Here is an 18,419-nt window from a genome sequence, read left to right as displayed (position 1 = left end):
GTTAAAGAGGCTGCCTGTGATCTGGATCACATTGTGTGTACTTAACTGGCCACATTGCAGGCACAATGCCATCTCTTTGCCAAGACGGTCGGAGCTTTACCCTTGCCGCGTTCTTCCGCTGTACGTTTCAGTCATTTCATTCCTTCACTGCTGTTGTTGCTTGCGGGGTTGGCGGCTGCGTACGTCAAAGACCTCAACGTGTTCTTCACCTCGCTCTTCAACGTATTGCCAACCTTGGTGCTGCTGTTGGGCGGTTCGTACTGTGCGGTTTACCGACGCCAGCGCGAGCTGTTTCTGATGGTCACGGTGTACATCGCCTACTTCCTGCTCGACACCCAGACGGACTATTACCGTGACAACGGCAAGGTGCGCGAAGACGCGGCAGTCGTCTTCCATCTGGTCTGTCTGCTATTGCCGCTGTTGTTCGGACTATTCGCCGCGTGGCAGGAACGCACGCACCTGTTTCAGGACATGGTCGCGCGCTTCGCCGTGCTGCTGGCGTTTGGCAGCGTGGCGCTGGGACTTGAGCAAAGTTATCCGCAGGCCTTGCTGATGTGGCTTTCCGAGATCCGCTGGCCGGCGCTGCACGGCGCGTGGATGAGCCTGATTCAGTTGTCGTATCCGGTGTTCATCTCGGCGTTTCTGCTGCTGGCCTGGCAATACTGGCGCAACCCGCGGCCGCTGCACGCGGCGCAACTGGTGGGGTTGCTCGGGGTGTTCTGGATGCTGCCGAAAACCTTCATCCTGCCGTTCACCCTGAACATCATGTGCAGCCAGGTGATGCTGATGATTGCGGCGGCGGTGGCGCACGAGGCTTATCAAATGGCATTCCGCGACGAGCTCACCGGCCTGCCCGGCCGCCGCGCACTCAACGAGCGCATGCAGCGTCTGGGGCGCAACTATGTGCTGGCAATGAGCGACGTCGATCACTTCAAGAAATTCAACGACACCCACGGCCACGACGTGGGTGACCAGGTTCTGCGACTGGTCGCCAGCAAGCTGTCGAAAATCAGCGGCGGCGGTAGGGCGTATCGCTATGGCGGTGAGGAATTCGCCCTGGTGTTTGCAGGCAAGACCCTTGAAGAGTGCATGCCGCACCTGGAAGTCATTCGCGAGTCGATTGCCTCCTACAACATCCAGCTGCGCAATCAGGAAAGCCGCCCGCAGGATGATCAGCAGGGCCGCCAGCGTCGCTCGGGTTCGGGCGCGTCCAGTGTGTCGGTCACGGTCAGCATCGGCGTGGCCGAACGCCTGGAACAGCGCACCCCGGAAGAAGTGTTGAAATCCGCCGACCAGGCGCTCTACAGCGCCAAGGGCGCAGGGCGAAACTGCGTGATGGCGTTCGGGCAGAACCGCCGTGGCGCGGTGCGCATGGACAGCGCCGCAGGTTGAGTGATGACGGCGCATTCAGCGTCTGGACAGTGATTGTGGGGCAGGGTGGCCGGCAGTAGGTTGAAGCAATCTGCTGAAGGAGAAGCCACCATGCCCGAGTACAAAGCTCCCTTGCGCGACATGCGCTTTCTGATCGACCACGTCTTTGATTTCCACACTCAGTACGCGGCCCTCGGCGCCCACGACGCCAGCCCGGACATGATCAACGCGATCCTCGACGAGGGCGCGAAGTTCTGTGAGAACGTTCTGGCACCGCTCAATCGCAGTGGCGACGAAGAGGGCTGCCATTTCGACAACGGCGTGGTAACAACGCCTACAGGCTTCAAGCAAGCCTTCGCACAATACGTGGAAGGCGGCTGGCACGGTCTGGCGGCAGATCCGACCTACGGCGGCCAGGGCCTGCCAAGCTCGCTGGGGCTGGTGATCAGCGAAATGGTTGCCTCCAGCAACACCTCCTGGGGCATGTACCCGGGCCTGACCCACGGCGCCATGTCGGCGATCCACGCCCACGGCACCGAGGAACAGAAAAACACCTATCTGCGCAAACTCACCGCCGGCCAGTGGACCGGCACCATGTGCCTGACCGAAGCCCATTGCGGCACCGATCTGGGCATCATCAAGACCCGCGCCGTGCCTCAGGCCGACGGCAGTTATGCAGTGACCGGCAGCAAGATTTTCATCTCCGCCGGCGAGCACGACATGAGTGACAACATCATTCATCTGGTGCTGGCCAAGCTGCCGGACGCACCGGCCGGGACCAAAGGCATTTCGCTGTTCATCGTGCCGAAATTCCTTCCGGACGCAGCCGGTGAGGCGGGTGAGCGCAACGGCGTTTCCTGCGGCTCGATCGAGCACAAGATGGGCATCAAAGCCTCGGCCACCTGCGTGTTGAACTTCGACGACGCCAAAGGCTTCCTGATCGGCGAGCCGAACAAGGGCCTGAACTGCATGTTCACCATGATGAACCATGCGCGCCTCGGCACGGGAATGCAGGGCCTGTGTCTGGGCGAAGCGAGTTTTCAGGGCGCAATCAAATACGCCAACGATCGCTTGCAGATGCGTGCCCTGACCGGCGCCAAAGCTCCGGACAAACCGGCCGACCCGATCATCGTCCACCCGGACGTGCGACGCATGCTGCTGACTATGAAAGCCTTCAACGAAGGCAACCGCGCGCTGACCTATTTCACCGCTCAGATGCTCGATGTCGCGCACCTGAGCGCGGACGCCGAGGCGCGTCAGCAGGCCGAAGACCTGTTGGCGTTCCTGACCCCGATCTGCAAAGCGTTCATGACCGACACCGGCCTTGAGGTGACCAACCACGGCATGCAGGTGTTCGGCGGCCACGGATTTATCCGCGAGTGGGGCATGGAGCAACTGGTTCGCGATTGCCGGATCGCGCCGATCTACGAGGGCACCAACGGCATTCAGGCGCTGGATCTGCTCGGACGCAAAGTGCTGGGCAGTCAGGGCAAGCTGCTGCGCAACTTCACCAAAATCGTCCACAAGTTTTGCGCCGCCAACGCTGGGCATGCGCAACTTGGCGAGTTTGTCGCGCAACTCGATGGCCTCAACCAGCAGTGGGGCGAGCTGACCATGAAGGTCGGCATGGCCGCGATGAAGAACCCGGATGAAGTGGGCGCCGCGTCGGTGGATTACCTGATGTACAGCGGTTACATCGTTCTCGGCTATCTGTGGCTGCGCATGGCGCTGGTTGCTCAGGCGCAGCTGGAGTCGGGCGAGGGTGATGGCGATTTCTGCCAGGGCAAACTGGCGACGTGCGAGTTTTACTTCAAGCGTCTGTTGCCGCGCACCGCGGCGCATCGCTCGGCGATCGAGGCGGGCAGCGATTGCCTGATGAAGCTGCCGGCCCAGTTGTTTGCGCTGTAACGCGCGCCTGTTAAACAAAAGAGCCCGCTGATTGCGGGCTTCTTTATGCTGGATGGCTGGTGACTAAAAATAACAAAACAGTCACTGCCTGACCCTATGTGTCGCAAAAGTTGTTGGGTTACACTCCAGCTCAACGAAAACACCCTTCCACGAATCACCTGTTTAGATCTTTGCGAGGTTTGCCATGGCTGACTACAAAGCGCCGCTGCGCGATATGCGCTTCGTCCTCAATGAAGTGTTCGAAGTCGCCAAACTCTGGGCCGAACTGCCGGCGCTGGCTGAGACCGTGGACGCGGAAACCGTCGAAGCCATTCTCGAAGAAGCCGGCAAAGTCACCAGCAAAAGCATCGCGCCCCTGAGCCGTGCCGCCGATGAAGAAGGCTGCCACTGGGCCGACGGTGCCGTCACCACGCCGGCTGGTTTCCCACAGGCCTATCAGACTTACGCCGAAGGCGGCTGGGTCGGTGTTGGCGGTGATCCGGCTTACGGCGGCATGGGCATGCCAAAAGCCGTATCGGCCCAGGTCGAAGAAATGGTCAACTCCGCCAGCCTGGCCTTCGGTCTGTATCCGATGCTGACCGCCGGCGCCTGCCTGTCGATCAACGCTCACGCCAGCGAAGAACTGAAAGCCGCTTACCTGCCGAACATGTACGCCGGTGTCTGGGCCGGTTCCATGTGCCTGACCGAGCCGCACGCCGGCACCGACCTGGGCATCATTCGCACCAAGGCCGAGCCTCAGGCCGACGGTTCCTACAAGGTCAGCGGCACCAAGATCTTCATCACCGGTGGTGAGCATGACCTGACCGAAAACATCATTCACCTGGTGCTGGCCAAGCTGCCTGACGCACCGGCTGGGCCGAAGGGCATTTCGCTGTTCCTGGTGCCGAAGTTCATGGTCAATGCCGATGGCAGCCTGGGCGCACGCAACCCTGCGAATTGCGGTTCGATCGAACACAAGATGGGCATCCAGGCCTCGGCCACCTGTGTGATGAACTTCGACGAAGCGGTGGGTTATCTGGTCGGCGAGCCGAACAAGGGCCTGGCCGCGATGTTCACCATGATGAACTACGAGCGTCTGGGCGTCGGTATCCAGGGCCTGGCCACCGGCGAGCGCTCGTACCAGAACGCCATCGAATACGCCCGCGACCGCCTGCAGAGCCGTTCGCCGACCGGCGCGCAGAACAAAGACAAGGTGGCCGACCCGATCATCGTCCACCCGGACGTACGTCGCATGCTGCTGACCATGAAAGCCTCGAACGAAGGCGGCCGTGCGTTCTCCACCTACGTGGCGATGCAACTCGACACCGCCAAGTTCAGCGAAGACGCCGCGACCCGCAAGCGTGCGGAAGATCTGGTTGCCTTGCTGACACCAGTGGCCAAGGCGTTCCTGACCGATCTGGGTCTGGAAACCACTGTCCACGGTCAGCAGATCTTCGGCGGCCACGGCTACATCCGCGAGTGGGGCCAGGAGCAACTAGTGCGGGATGTGCGCATCACCCAGATCTACGAAGGCACCAACGGCATTCAGGCGCTGGACCTGGTGGGTCGCAAGATCGTCGGCAGCGGCGGCGCGTTCTACAAACTGTTCGCCGACGAGATCCGCCATTTCACCGCGACCGCCAGTGCCGATCTGGGCGAGTTCACCAAGCCGCTGAATGATGCTGTCGACACCCTCGACGAGCTGACCTCGTGGCTGCTGGACCGGGCGAAAACCAACCCGAACGAAATCGGCGCAGCGTCGGTCGAGTACCTGCAAGTGTTTGGCTACACCGCTTACGCCTACATGTGGGCCCTGATGGCCAAGGCATCGCTGGGCAAAGAAGCGCAGGACGATTTCTACGCGAGCAAACTCGGCACGGCGCGGTTCTATTTCGCCCGTCTGCTGCCGCGGATTCACTCGCTGAGCGCGTCGGTCAAGGCTGGCAGCGAGTCGCTGTTCCTGCTGGACGCTGCGCAGTTCTGATGATGTAACGTCATGTAAGCGATCTCTTACATGACGTGCTGCTGTTCTCCCATAGGCGTAGATTGGATCCAGAGCTAATCTACTTTCCATGGACGTCGCGCAGGAAGCGCAAAGCAACAACACGGACACGTAGGATTCTGCCAGGGTGGCGGAGTGAAATGGATGTCAGGGAAACAGTCTGCAAAGCCCCGCTTCGGCGGGGTTTTCTTATGCCCGCAGAAAAGTTTTCAGCTCAGCGCGTCCAGCGGTGGTGCACCTTTCAGCGGTTTGTCCTCACGCTGCATCACCTCTTCCAGCAACGTTCGCAGCAAGGCCAATGGCGCCTGCTGGCGCTGCACATCGCGACACACCAGCCCGACCTTCAACGGTACACGCGGCTCACTCAACGGTTTCCACAACAGATCCTGATCGTCGTACTCCTTTTGCGAACGACCGGGTAGCACCGTCGCCAGACGCGTATGCGGCAGGCTGTCTAGAATCCCGACCATATTGTTCAATTCGGCCTGCACTTGCGGGCGTCGTCCGAGGCTGGCCAATTGCGCCTGCCAGATCTGACGGATCTGAAATTCTTCGCCCAATAGCAACATCGGCAATTCGGCCGCCTGACTCATCGAGACTTTCTTGAATTCCCGCAGCGGATGATCCGCCGGGATGACCAGCGTCAGTTCATCTTCGTACAGCATTACGCCGTGCAGCCCCGGCTGACGTGGCGGCAAATAGCTGATGCCGATATCCAGCGAGCCGTTGAGCAGTCGCCGCTCGATCTCAAGCCCCGTCAGTTCATAAATTTGCACTACCAGATGCGGCTGGGCCTTGCGCACCCGCTCAAGCATCTGCGGCACCAGGCTGGTGTGCACGGTTTGCAGTACACCAATCGCCAATGTGCGCAGTGCCTGACCCTTGAAGTTGCCCAGCGCCTCGCGCGCCCGCTGCATGCCGTCGAGCAGCGGCAGGGCGTGGTTGTACAAGGTGTGGGCGGCGAGGGTCGGCAACAGGCGTTTGCTGCTGCGTTCGAACAGGGTGACGTCGAGGTTCTGTTCCAGCTGGCGGATCTGCTGGGACAGCGCGGGTTGAGAGATCGACAGGCGCTCGGCGGCGCGTCCGACATGACCTTCTTCGTAGACCGCGACGAAATAACGCAGTTGTTTGAAATCCATAAGTAATACTTATCGAAAATGCTGGGAAATCGAAATGGCTCGACGCCGTGAACCGGCCTAGTCTAACCGCATTCACAAGGCTTACAGGGCCGGAAAGCGCCATGACCAGCGTTTGTTATGAAAGTGTTTGCATAGGCAGTTCAAAAAACCTCGATCGAGGTTTTTTTCAATGAATCTGTTCAGTTTGCGGCGCCAGACGCCGAGCCTCGATGACCTGGTTTTTGAAACCCAGGAATCGAACGTCGCTGATGGCCTGAATGCCGAACGTCTGATGCCCAGCGTCGAGCGCCCGCAGCAGGTATTCGTTCGCGGCCAGGGCTCCTGGCTATGGGACAGCAATGACCGCGCCTACCTGGACTTTTCCCAGGCCGGCGGCGCCAACAGCCTTGGCCACAGCCCTTCGGCGCTGGTCAAGGCCATCGCCAGCCAGGCCCAGGCCCTGATCAATCCCGGCTTCAATCTGCACAACCGCGGCATGCTCAGCCTCGCCGAGCGCCTGTGTTCCAGCACTGCCAGCGATCAGGCGTACCTGCTCAACAGCGGCAGTGAGGCCTGTGAAGCAGCGATCAAACTGGCGCGCAAATGGGGTCAACTGCATCGCGGTGGCGCTTCGCGGATCATTGTCGCCAGACAAGGCTGTCACGGACGTAGTCTGGCGACGATTTCGGCGTCGGACAGTTGCAACCTGCACAACCGCTTCGCGCCGCTGCTGCCGGGTTTCGATCTGGTGCCGTTCAATGACCTGCCGGCATTGCATGCAGCGGTCGACGCACAAACCGTGGCGATCATGCTCGAACCGATCCAGAGCGATGCCGGAGTAATCCCGGCGACCGAGCATTACCTCAAGGGTGTCGAACGTCTGTGCCGGGAGCTGGGGATTCTGCTGATTCTCGACGAAGTTCAAACCGGCATCGGCCGCTGCGGCACCTTGCTCGCCGAACAGTCCTACGGAGTGCGCGCCGATATCGTCGTGCTCGGCAAAGGCCTCGGCGGCGGTGTTCCACTGGCGGCGCTGCTGGCGCGAGGCAAGGCCTGCTGTTTCGAACCTGGGGAATTGGGCGGTACGCATCATGGCAACGCACTGATGACCGCCGCTGGCCTGGTGGTGCTCGACAGCGTGCAGGACCGCGCCTTCCTCGAACAGATCCGGGACAACGGCCAGCATCTGCGCGAAGGGCTCGCCCGTCTGGCCCATCGTTATGAGCATGGCGAGTTACGCGGGCAGGGGCTGTTCTGGGGACTGAGCCTGTCGGAAGACTCCGCCGAGGCCGTGGTAAAAGCCGCGCTTCACGAAGGTTTGCTGCTCAACGCCCCACAAGCCGACTGCCTGCGCTTCACCCCGGCGCTCAACGTCAGCCAGGCCAACATCGACGAAATGCTCCTGCGTCTGGCCCGCGCCTTCTCCCGGGTACGCACCGCGCAGCTGCAATGCCGCAAAGGAATTGCCGTCTGAGCTGAAGTTTCCCACCCGAATTCAAGAACCGTCTCGCGGTATAACGCACGCCCCACGCCTGATTCTTTTGGCGTGGGGCGTTTTTTTTGTGGCCGGGTAATGGCAATCAGATGGCGAGATTGCGGTTTGCACTGAACCCTGACAGACGGCACAGGTCGATTAGCTTGTATGGCTCAGGTGAGCCAACCCCCAATCAGGAGCTGCCCCATGGACTTTATCCGCATCATCATCGCCATTCTATTGCCGCCACTGGGTGTGTTTCTGCAGGTCGGGTTCGGCGGCGCGTTCTGGCTGAACATTCTGCTGACGTTGTGCGGTTACATCCCGGGGATCGTGCACGCGGTGTACATCATCGCCAAGCGCTGAGTCTCAGTCCGTCAAACCCATCACTCGCCGGTAGAACCGCCATTCCTGCTCCAGCGCATGGGCCTGGTTGGCGGCCCGGCGGAAGCCGTGGCGTTCGTCGGCGTAGTAATGCGCTGCGACCTCAATGCCGTTTTGCTCCAGAGCCGCGACCATGTCGCGGGTCTGTTGCGGCACGACGACGGCGTCCAGTTCACCCTGAAAGAAAATCACCGGTACGCGGATGTTGCCTGCGTGCAGCAACGGCGTGCGGGCGGCGTAGCGTTCGGCGTCCTTCTCTGGATCGCCGATCAGCCAGTCCAGGTAATCGCCTTCGAATTTGTGCGTAGCACGGGCCAGGGCCACCGGGTCGCTGACACCGTACAGACTGGCGCCAGCGCGGAATACCTGATGGAACGCCAGTGCGCACAGCGTCGTGTAACCGCCGGCGCTGCCGCCACGGACAAACGCACGGTCGCCATCGATCATGCCGCGTTCGGCCAGATAGGCCACCACTGCGCAAGCATCCTCTACATCCACCACTCCCCAACTCAGATGCAGGGCCTGTCGATACTCTCGGCCATAGCCGCTGCTGCCTCGGTAGTTGAGATCGGCGACGGCGAACCCGCGTTGTGTCCAGTACTGAATGCGCGGGTCGAGCATCGGGTAGCAGGCCGACGTCGGGCCACCGTGGATGAACACCACCAGCGGCGGTTTCGCATCGCCATTCGTGGCCGGGTAAAAGAATCCGTGTGCTTCACCCGAACCGCTGGGGTAGCGCAGGGTTTGCGGGCGGCTGATGCGCTCGGCGGGCAGCGGTGCGACACCGCCGGCCAGGACATTCACTTCACGCGATTTGCGATCAATGGCGATCACCGCTGAAGGGCTGATCGGTGAGGCGGCAATGCAGTAAATGAACTGATCATCGACAGCCAGATGACGGAAGCGGCTGTAGTCGCCGGTGAAGTCTTCGCCGTTGAGCGCCAGACGACCGAAACCGCCTTCGCTCCAGCTCGCCAAAAAACCTTCGTCGGTGGGCAGCCAGGTGCAGCCGCCAAGTTGCCATGGGGCTGGAGCGTGATCGGCTTCGGCGCTGGCTAACGGTTGCAAGCCGTTTGCCGACTCGACCCACGGTTGCCAATAACCAGCACGATCGGTCAGACAGCCCAGTCGGCCATTGGCATCGAAACGCGGTTGCTGGATCGACTCTTCAAGGGTTTCACCCGCCACACAGCGTGGGACGGAAATCCCGTTATCCGAGCGCTCGGCGAGCATCAGTCGTGTGGATGTCCACGGCTGATGCGGACGGCTCCACTCGATCCACGCCAGGCGCTGGCCGTCCGGACTGATGATCGGCGACGCGTAAAAATCCGCCCCTTCAACCAGCATTTGGCGGTCGCCATTCGCCAGATCGATAGCCACCAGACGATGGCGATCACCGTTCTCTTCAACGGCCAGCACCTGCCCGTCGGCGTAGTTCAGATCGCCATAACGACGCTCGCCAGACGTCAATGCCACGGGCTCGCCATCCAGCGTCTGGCGATACAACTGCTGATCCGCCTCGTTGACAAAAACCACCCCGTCAGGCGTCAGGCAAAACGCCCCACCCCCATATTCGTACACCCGACTGCGCACGCTGAAACCCGCAGGTGTCAGACATTTCGCCGTACCATCGCGCCAGTGCCAGATCCGGCAGGCGGCGTCTGTCGGGCGATATTCATTCCAGAACAAACCCTGGGCGCCGAGCTGCAATTCGGCGAAGTCCACGCCGGCGGCAACCGCGGCGGTGGCGCTGAAAGGCTCAGCCTTTGGCGATGAGGCGCGAGTTTCGTTCATTGCGAAAGGCCAGTTGTTCGATGGTCTGGGTGGCGTGCTCGGCTTCTTCGCGGGCCTTGAGAATCACGCCGTGATGTTCTGACTTGCTGCACACCGGGTCGGCATTGCTGGCATCGCCGGTGAGCATGAAGGCCTGGCAGCGGCAGCCGCCGAAGTCCTGCTCTTTCTCGTCGCAGGAGCGGCACGGCTCGGGCATCCAGTCATAACCGCGAAAGCGGTTGAAGCCGAACGAGTCGTACCAGATGTGCTGCATGCTGTGGTCGCGCACATTGGGAAATTGTACCGGCAGCTGTCGGGCGCCATGACAGGGCAGGGCGGTGCCGTCTGGTGTGACTGTCAGAAACAGACTGCCCCAGCCGTTCATGCAGGCTTTCGGGCGCTCTTCGTAATAGTCCGGCGTGACGAAAATCAGCTTGCACGGATGCCCTTCGGCTTCCAGCTTGGCGCGGTATTCGTTGGTGATGCGTTCGGCGCGGACCAGTTGTTCCTTGGTCGGCAACAGGCCGACACGATTGAGCTGCGCCCAGCCGTAGAACTGGCAGGTGGCGAGTTCGACGAAGTCGGCCTCCAGCGCGATGCACAGCTCGATGATGCGGTCGATCTTGTCGATGTTGTGCCGATGGGTGACGAAGTTCAGCACCATCGGATAGCCGTGGGCCTTTACGGCACGGGCCATTTCCAGTTTCTGCGCGAAGGCTTTTTTCGAGCCGGCGAGCAGGTTGTTCACTTGCTCGTCGCTGGCCTGGAAACTGATCTGGATGTGATCGAGGCCGGCCTTCTTGAAGTCGCTGATCTTCTGTTCGGTCAGGCCGATGCCGGAGGTGATCAGGTTGGTGTAGAAGCCCAACTGGCGCGCTTCGTGGATCAGCTCGGCAAGGTCCTGGCGTACCAGCGGTTCGCCACCTGAGAAGCCCAATTGCGCTGCGCCCATCTCCCGCGCTTCGCGGAACACCTTGATCCACTGCTCGGTGCTCAGTTCTTTGCCCTGCTCGGCGAAATCCAGCGGATTGGAGCAGTACGGGCATTGCAGCGGGCAACGGTAGGTCAGCTCGGCGAGCAGCCACAGCGGCAGGCCGATTTCCGGTTTGGCCGGGACTTGCACCGATGACTCAGGCAAGTTCGATCCAGTGTTGCGCACGGGCAACCTCCATGAATTGCTCGATGTCGTCACCGAGCTCGGGCACGCCGGGAAACTGTCTGTCGAGTTCGGCAATGATTGCCGCGACGTCCCGCTCACCGTCGATCAGGCCGCCGATCAGCGCGGCACTTTCATTGAGCTTGATCATGCCTTCCGGGTACAGCAGCACGTGGCCTTTCTGGGCCGGTTCGTACTGGAAACGGTAGCCGGAACGCCAGGTCGGGGTCTTGCTGCGGTCGAAACTCATAAGGCGATTCCTTTATGCCAGACCCGTTGATCGGTGACGCTGTGATACGGCGGGCGGTTCAGTTCGTAAGCCATGCTCATGGCATCGAGCATGCTCCAAAGAATGTCCAGTTTGAACTGGAGAATTTCCAGCATGCGCTCCTGACCTTCGCGGGTCCTGTAGTGCTCCAGCGTAATCGCCAGACCATGCTCGACATCGCGGCGGGCCTGACCGAGACGGGTGCGGAAATATTCGTAGCCGGCCGGGTCGATCCACGGGTAATGCTGCGGCCAGCTGTCGAGACGCGACTGGTGGATCTGCGGCGCGAACAGTTCGGTCAAAGAGCTGCTGGCAGCTTCCTGCCAACTGGCGCGGCGGGCGAAGTTGACGTAGGCATCGACGGCGAAACGCACGCCGGGCAGCACCAGTTCCTGGGAACGCAATTGATCCGGATCGAGACCGACGGCCTGGCCCAGACGCAGCCAGGCTTCGATGCCGCCGTCCTCACCGGGCGCGCCGTCGTGGTCGAGCAGGCGCTGAATCCATTCGCGGCGGATCTCGCGATCCGGGCAGTTGGCGAGGATCGCCGCGTCTTTCAGGGGAATGTTCACCTGATAGTAGAAACGGTTGGCGACCCAGCCCTGAATCTGCTCGCGGGTGGCCCGGCCTTCATACATCGCCACGTGATACGGGTGATGAATGTGGTAATAGGCGCCCTTGGCGCGCAGGGCCGCTTCGAATTCGGCGGGGGACAGCGGGGTGTCGGTCATTGCGGTTCTCCGGGCCATTCGTTACAGGACGATGCTCATGCCGTCATACGCCACTTCAACATTGCGCCGCACCAGCTCCGCGCGCTCCGGCGAGTCCTCATCGAGAATCGGGTTGGTGTTGTTGATGTGGATAAGCACCTTGCGCTGCTCGGGAAGCTGTTCCAGCACTTCGAGCATGCCGCCGGGGCCGTTCTGCGCCAGGTGGCCCATTTCGCGGCCGGTGCGGGTGCCGACGCCACGACGCTGCATTTCATCGTCATCCCACATCGTCCCGTCCACCAGCACGCAGTCGCTGCCGGCCATGATTTCCAGCAACGGCGCATCGACCTTGCCCAGGCCTGGCGCATAGAACAGTTTGCCGCCGGTGCTGAGGTCTTCGACAATCAGGCCGATGTTGTCGCCCGGATGCGGGTCGAAGCGGTGCGGCGAGTAGGGCGGTGCGGCGCTGCGCAACGGCAGCGGGGTGAAGCGCAGGTTCGGGCACGCGGCGACGGTGAAGCTCTGGTCGAGTTCGATGCGGTTCCAGTCCAGCCCGCCGTTCCAGTGCTTGAGCATGGTAAACAGCGGGAAACCGGTGCTCAGGTCTTCGTGGACCATGTCCGTGCACCAGACCTGATGCGGGCAGCCCTCGCGCAGGCTGAGCAGGCCGGTGGTGTGGTCGATCTGGCTGTCCATCAGAATGATCGCGCTGATGCCGGTGTCTCGCAGGGCGCGGCCCGGCTGCATCGGGGCGAAGCTCTGAAGCTGCGCGCGGATGTCTGGCGAGGCATTGCACAGCACCCAGTTCACGCCGTCATCGGAAATGGCGATGGACGATTGGGTACGGGCCTTGGCATTCAGGCTGCCGTCGCGAAAGCCTGCGCAGTTGACGCAGTTGCAGTTCCACTGCGGAAAACCGCCACCGGCGGCCGAACCCAGAATCTGGACGAACATGAACGCTCCATCATTTCAACGCTGAAAATAAAACGCCCCGGCGAGCCGAGGCGTTGCACTGCAATGTTCTGCTTGAGGCAGGACTCAGCGGCTGGCGAAGTACATGGTGACTTCGAAGCCGATGCGCAGGTCGGTGTAAGCAGGTTTGGTCCAGGCCATCGGGTGACTCCTTTTTCAGGTGGGTGGGATAGCGCTATCCATAGGTATAGTCCACGGCAGCGCAGGGATGTTCCAAATAGTTAGGTGGCTATGTTACTCAAAATTTCAGGGGGTTTGCCCGTGAATCTTTGAGAAAGCTCCTTGCAGCCCCGGTAATGATCAATTTGCCGCTTGCCACGGTGCGCCCGGCGAAGGGCTGTTGGCCAGGACGTGCCAGCCGCCTTCGGCGCGGATTAAACAGTGTGCGGCGGCCAGCAATGCCTCGCGGTCAAGCTGACTTATGGCATTGCTCAGTTGAATCAGGTAATCCGACGAGTGGCCGGCGAGTTTTGCCTGCCACAGAAGTTCGGCAGCCTCCTTGCCGGACAGGATGCCGGCATCCAGGTGTACGGCGAGGATCTGGCGCTGCTCGACGAGGAAGGCATCATCAATGTTTTCGACCAGCGCGGGGATGCCTTCGATGAACTGTTGAACGTGATCGAGCAGTTGCGCGGGAGTGGCGGTCGGCGATTGCACGCCGAACTGCCATCCACCTTGACCGTGTACCTGTCTGAAAGCACTGAACACCGCGTATCCCAGTTGCAATTCACCTCGTAGCCGCTGATAGAACGGCGTGTGGCACAGGTGCGCAAGGAAGCGCCACGCGGCTTCGCTGGGAATGTCCGGTCTGGCGGTCGGGCAGAACAGCAGTAATGCGTGTTCGCTGGAGGCGGTGTCGAACTGATCCCAGCGAAGTTGTGCGTGGAATGCCGGCAGGGTTGGTAATTCATTGGATGGCTTGCCGGGAATGCGGCTCAGGGCCAGTCCCATGGCCGATTGGGTATGGGCATCGAAACCCAGCGCCAGACCATCCCAACGGGAAGTTGTCCACAGCTGCTTGGCATCATCGGATTGCGCAACCACGGGCAGGCAACGCTCCGGCCATGCCTTGAGCAATTGACGGATCAGCATCGACGGCACTGGCGGCTCACCGCTTGGCGAGTCGGCATCGACCTGCGTCAGATATTTCAGCGCATGTTCCAGCACAACCGGCAGTGTGTCCTGCAGGCCGGTCAATTTCAGCAGCCACTGATTACCCGTAGTGCTGAAGGACAACTCCACCCCGGCCTGACGCGCGTCGTCAGACACCTCCCGCAGGCTGCGTTGCAGTTTCGCTTGCAGCTCGGCCGTGGCCGCCGCTTCCGTCTGCCAGCGCACATACACCGCGCCGTCGTCACCGTTATCCGGTAGCGCCTGGCTGAATTGCATCGGCGAGCGTTCGCGGCGGCTGCGCGAGCGATCCTGAGCGAATGTGCGCAGGCCTCGGTGGGCGCTGGTCTGGCCGCGGATCAGACCGGCGTTGGCCAGCGGCTCGGCTGTGCGCAGAAACGGGTTGGCCGCGGGCAGATGCCAGTGACTGCTGAAGTTATCCACAGTGCCGATTTTGCCGAGAATTACTTTGAGCGCCGTAACGGCCGCGTCGGACAGGCCGCTCTCGAGTTGTTCGCTGTCGAGTCGCGCCCGTTGCAGCGCGCCGCTGACCTGCTGCTGACGCTGAAACTGTGCCGAATATTCCTCCCGCAAAGTTGGCCAGTCCTGCTGGGCTGCGAAGAAGCTCAACCAGTCGAGAAACTGTGCGCGGATGGCGTCGAGTGGACCGGATGGCGTCGTGAATTGAAGGTGCAGCAAAGCTTGCTCGGCAAACTGATACAGGACACAGGCCTGCAAACCTTCCGCCAGACCCTGCTGCTGCAAATGGGCGAGCAAGCCACCGGGTTTGGCGCTGTTCAACCAGTGGCAGAGAAACGCCAGCGCTTCGGCTGACGACTCCGGTAACTCCTCCAACGCAAACAGCAGATTGCCGCGATGCTCGCCGGCCTGTTGATAACTCTCCTCAGCGTTGCCCATCAAGCGAACGGGGGCTGTCTGTGCAGTTTTATCCCCAGGCGTCAGCGTGGCGGCAAACTGTTCGGCCAGCGTGCGCAGCTCTTCAACACTCTGCGGCCCGACCAGGCTCAGGGTCATTTGCCCGGTGCGGTAGAACTGCTGGTGGAAGTCTTTCAATGCCTGTTGAAAGTCCGCTTGCTCCACCGGCAGGCTGTCGCGGTTTCCGGCGTGGAAACCGCGCAACGGATGTTCCGCTGACAACCCTTCGAACAGCGCTTCTTTCTGCTGAGCCGCAGCATCCTGCGTCCACGCGACAAACTCCGCCTGCAACACTTCCCGTTCCCGCAACTGATCGTCCGGATTCATACGCGGATGGGCGAGCATGTCTGACAGACGCTCCAGCCCAGCGCTGAACGACGCTGGCGGCAATTCAAAGAAGAAATCGGTGGTGCGCTCGCGGGTGCTGGCATTCACCTGGCCGCCGTGACCTTGCACGTAGGCCATCAGCCCTTGCTGTGCAGGAAATCGCTCGGTGCCAAGAAACAGCAGATGCTCAAGGAAGTGCGCCAGCCCCGGCCATGCCAACGGCACGTCATGACTGCCGGCCGCCACTCGCAACGCAGCGGCGCTGCGTTTCAGGCCGGGCACGTGACGCAGGGTCACGCGCAAGCCGTTGGCCAGGGTTTCGGTGTGGGGGCGGGGGTGAGTCGGCGCAGGCATGGGCACTTCCAGAACAGTGAAGTGCCAATGCTAGCGGATTAGCGCTTGTTGAGCGCGTCGTAAAGTTCGGGGCGGCGGTCGTTGAAGTAACGGTTGGCGCTACGGGAGTCGACCATCAACTGGTGATCCAGCTCACCGACGATCAGTGCTTCATCCAATCCTGCCTGGGCGATGCGGCTGCCATCCGGCGCGGCGATGCTGCTTTGCCCGCAGTAATGGATGTCGCCCTCGTGGCCGCAGTAGTTGGCGTACGCCACGTAGCACTGGTTTTCGAAAGCCCGGGAGCGCACGGAGACGTCGGCAATGAAATCGAAAGGAATCATGTTCGCTGTCGGCACCAGAATCAGTTCGGCACCTTCAAGGGCCAGGCGCCGGGCGTTTTCCGGGAACTCCAGGTCGTAGCAGATCAGGAAACCGAGCTTCCAGCCGTTGAGCTCAACGATGGGAAACTCGCCATCGCCGGCGCTGAACATCGAACGATCCAGATCGCCGAACAGATGCGTCTTGCGGTAATTGCACAGGCGCTCGCCGTTTGAGTCGATCAACTGCACGGCGTTGTAGATCTGTCCTTCGGCGGTGCGCTCAGGGTAACCGTAAAGAATCGCCAGACCGGCAGCCTTGGCGATCCGTCCTACTTGCTGCGCCCACTCACCGTTGTAGACCTCGGCCAATGTCGCGACTGCCTCCTTGCCGATGTTGTAGCCGGTCAAGAACATCTCCGGCACCACCAGCAGATCGGCGCCTTTGGCCTCCATCGCCAGTTGATGCAGGCGCTGAAGGTTGGCGGCGGGTTCCAGTGGCAGCGGTGGACATTGGTAAAGGGCTACGCGCATCGGGGATTCCTCTTACTCGGGCAGGGCGATCGGGCCGATGTCGTTGAATACATCGCCCGGGCCGGGGTTCTCTTTATGTGTGGACCCGCCGAAGTGCTTCATGATTCCCCACACCGCGTTGAGCGACGTTTGCACCGCGCCTTCAACCCAGGCCGGCGTCCACGACACGTCGTCACCGGCGATGAAAATCCCGCGCTGCTCCGGCGGCATGTCGTCTTGCATGAAGTGCGCGTACATGCGCTGGTTGTAGCGATAGTGACCGGGCAGGGCGCCCTTGAACGCGCCAAGGAAGTGCGGGTCGGCTTCCCAGGACACGGTGATCGGATCGCCGATGATCCGCGCGGCGATGTCGACCTTCGGGTAGATCTTCTTCAGCGCATCCAGCGCCAGTTTCACGCGTTTTTCCACCGGGTGCGGGAGCATCTTCAGCGCATCGCTCATCCACGAGTACGACAGGCAGATCACGCCCGGCTTGTCGTCGCCGTTATCGAACAGGTAGGTGCCACGGGTCAGGCGATCGGTGAGGGTCATGCTCATCAGGTCGCGGCCGGTTTCCGGGTCCTTGTCCTTCCAGAACGGGCGGTCGACCATCACGAAGGTCTTCGACGATTGCATGTAGCGCGTGCGGTCCAGCGCCATCCACATCTTTTGCGAGAACAGGCTTTCGTCGCATTCGATCTGGGTGGTCAACAGCCAGCTCTGGCAGGTGGTCAGTACGGCGGCGTATTCGCGAGTATCGCCGTTGTTGTCGGTGACTGCGAAACGTCCGTCAGGCGCGTGGGCGATTTTCTTTACCCCGGAGCGCGGGGCGCCGTGGTGCAGCGATTTCAGGCTGGTGCCTTGCGGCCAGTGTACGCAGCGTTCCGGCGCATGACGCCAGATGCCTTGCGGCACTTGTTCCACACCGCCGACCACCAGATGCTGGTGATCGTCGCAGTTGGTCATCACCACGCGGAAGATTTCCAGCATCGAGTTGGGGAAGTCCGAGTCCCAGCCGCCGGTACCGAAACCGACCTGACCGAACACTTCACGGTGATGGAACGACAGTTTGGCGAAGGCTTTCGATGTGGCAACGAAATCGTAGAACGTACGGTCGTCCCACAGCGGTACGAGGGTGTTCCACAGTTCCTTGAGGCGTGGCACGTCACGGTCGCGGATCGCCTGCTGGATATCGGCGAACTGTGAGCCGGCCTCCAGAGCATCGGCCCAAGCGTCAGCCACTTCCTGGAACAGCGCAGGAAGATCCTTCAGGCTCTGTGCGTAATGGGTTTTGCCTTCCAGGTCGATCACGGTGCTGCCGGAGGCCGGCGTCAGTGGGTTGGGGAAGGGCTTGGTCTCGAGGCCGAGTTTGTCGACATAGTGATAGAACGCGGTGGATGACACCGGGAAGCGCATGCCGCCGAGCTCGGCGACGATGCCGTCGGTACCGTTGAACGCTTGCGAACGCAGACGACCGCCAAGCTTCGAGGCCTCATAAACGACCGGTTTCAAGCCGAGCTTCATCAGCTCATAAGCCGCCACCAGACCCGCGATGCCGGCCCCGACGATGGCCACTTCGGCGCCGTGGTTGTGCTCGGGAATGCTGCCCAGACCGGCCGGGTGTTCGATCCAGTCGTCGAAGGCGAAAGGAAAGTCCGGGCCGAAAATGGTGACGGGTTTCTTACCGTCTGCAGGATGGCGATTGTTCTTGTTCATGGCTGACCTTGCTGGCGACCCGACGCTGGATGCGCGTCTGAGTATAGGA

15 protein-coding genes are annotated in these 18,419 nt (G+C 61.3%); 5 read left to right on the top strand and 10 right to left on the bottom strand.

Features of this window, described 5'->3' with window-relative positions; genetic code table 11:
- Positions 1–102: 102 nt before the first annotated feature.
- The 3 genes from CAG25_RS22170 (at position 103) to CAG25_RS22160 (ending at position 5,242) form a co-directional block, all read left to right on the top strand.
- Positions 103–1,392 (top strand): GGDEF domain-containing protein, encoded by a 1,290-nt coding sequence (locus CAG25_RS22170; RefSeq protein ID WP_085612951.1) that lies wholly within the window; start codon positions 103–105, stop codon positions 1,390–1,392.
- Between the two features lie 90 nt (positions 1,393–1,482).
- Complete coding sequence (locus CAG25_RS22165; protein WP_085612950.1) at positions 1,483–3,279, top strand: acyl-CoA dehydrogenase C-terminal domain-containing protein; 1,797 nt, start codon at positions 1,483–1,485, stop codon at positions 3,277–3,279.
- A gap of 184 nt (positions 3,280–3,463) precedes the next feature.
- On the top strand, positions 3,464–5,242 hold the full coding sequence (locus CAG25_RS22160; RefSeq protein ID WP_085612949.1) for an acyl-CoA dehydrogenase C-terminal domain-containing protein: 1,779 nt from the start codon (positions 3,464–3,466) through the stop codon (positions 5,240–5,242).
- A gap of 227 nt (positions 5,243–5,469) precedes the next feature.
- Here the strand turns inward: CAG25_RS22160 and CAG25_RS22155 are convergent, their stop codons facing one another.
- Positions 5,470–6,399, bottom strand: a complete 930-nt coding sequence (locus CAG25_RS22155) for a LysR family transcriptional regulator (protein WP_085612948.1) — start codon at positions 6,397–6,399, stop codon at positions 5,470–5,472.
- A 169-nt stretch (positions 6,400–6,568) separates the two neighbouring features.
- Between CAG25_RS22155 and CAG25_RS22150 the strand changes: the two genes are divergently transcribed.
- Positions 6,569–7,852, top strand: coding sequence for an aspartate aminotransferase family protein (locus CAG25_RS22150; RefSeq protein WP_085612947.1), 1,284 nt, complete (start codon positions 6,569–6,571; stop codon positions 7,850–7,852).
- A gap of 207 nt (positions 7,853–8,059) precedes the next feature.
- Complete coding sequence (locus CAG25_RS22145; RefSeq protein ID WP_003228885.1) at positions 8,060–8,218, top strand: YqaE/Pmp3 family membrane protein; 159 nt, start codon at positions 8,060–8,062, stop codon at positions 8,216–8,218.
- A 3-nt stretch (positions 8,219–8,221) separates the two neighbouring features.
- On the opposite strand, the gene CAG25_RS22140 is transcribed toward CAG25_RS22145, so the two are convergent.
- From CAG25_RS22140 to CAG25_RS22100, 9 genes are all read right to left on the bottom strand, one after another.
- Positions 8,222–10,030, bottom strand: a complete 1,809-nt coding sequence (locus CAG25_RS22140) for a S9 family peptidase (RefSeq protein ID WP_085612946.1) — start codon at positions 10,028–10,030, stop codon at positions 8,222–8,224.
- Positions 9,996–11,168: a pyrroloquinoline quinone biosynthesis protein PqqE gene (pqqE, locus tag CAG25_RS22135; RefSeq protein ID WP_085612945.1), complete on the bottom strand. Its 1,173-nt coding sequence runs from the start codon at positions 11,166–11,168 to the stop codon at positions 9,996–9,998. Before pqqE ends, CAG25_RS22140 begins: the two co-directional genes overlap by 35 nt.
- Positions 11,140–11,415: a pyrroloquinoline quinone biosynthesis peptide chaperone PqqD gene (gene pqqD, locus CAG25_RS22130; protein ID WP_085612944.1), complete on the bottom strand. Its 276-nt coding sequence runs from the start codon at positions 11,413–11,415 to the stop codon at positions 11,140–11,142. Before pqqD ends, pqqE begins: the two co-directional genes overlap by 29 nt.
- Positions 11,412–12,164, bottom strand: a complete 753-nt coding sequence (gene pqqC, locus CAG25_RS22125) for a pyrroloquinoline-quinone synthase PqqC (RefSeq protein ID WP_064599869.1) — start codon at positions 12,162–12,164, stop codon at positions 11,412–11,414. Before pqqC ends, pqqD begins: the two co-directional genes overlap by 4 nt.
- 21 nt (positions 12,165–12,185) lie before the next feature.
- Positions 12,186–13,097: a pyrroloquinoline quinone biosynthesis protein PqqB gene (pqqB, locus tag CAG25_RS22120; RefSeq protein ID WP_064599867.1), complete on the bottom strand. Its 912-nt coding sequence runs from the start codon at positions 13,095–13,097 to the stop codon at positions 12,186–12,188.
- 84 nt (positions 13,098–13,181) lie between these two features.
- Positions 13,182–13,256 carry a pyrroloquinoline quinone precursor peptide PqqA gene (gene pqqA / locus CAG25_RS22115; protein ID WP_003444522.1) on the bottom strand — a complete coding sequence of 25 codons (75 nt, stop codon included), beginning with the start codon at positions 13,254–13,256 and terminating at the stop codon, positions 13,182–13,184.
- 159 nt (positions 13,257–13,415) lie between these two features.
- Positions 13,416–15,842 (bottom strand): pyrroloquinoline quinone biosynthesis protein PqqF, encoded by a 2,427-nt coding sequence (gene pqqF / locus CAG25_RS22110; RefSeq protein ID WP_085612943.1) that lies wholly within the window; start codon positions 15,840–15,842, stop codon positions 13,416–13,418.
- A 38-nt stretch (positions 15,843–15,880) separates the two neighbouring features.
- The gene (locus CAG25_RS22105) at positions 15,881–16,675 is read right to left on the bottom strand and encodes a carbon-nitrogen hydrolase family protein (RefSeq protein WP_085612942.1); all 795 of its coding nucleotides are present in this window, start codon (positions 16,673–16,675) and stop codon (positions 15,881–15,883) included.
- A gap of 12 nt (positions 16,676–16,687) precedes the next feature.
- Positions 16,688–18,370, bottom strand: coding sequence for an NAD(P)/FAD-dependent oxidoreductase (locus CAG25_RS22100; protein WP_085612941.1), 1,683 nt, complete (start codon positions 18,368–18,370; stop codon positions 16,688–16,690).
- Positions 18,371–18,419 lie beyond the last annotated feature (49 nt).

The sequence above is a fragment of the Pseudomonas sp. B16(2017) genome (genome assembly GCF_002113205.1).
GTDB lineage: Bacteria > Pseudomonadota > Gammaproteobacteria > Pseudomonadales > Pseudomonadaceae > Aquipseudomonas > Aquipseudomonas pharyngis.
Note: the sequence above shows the minus strand (reverse complement) of the source record. Positions and strands in the feature narration are given on the sequence as shown.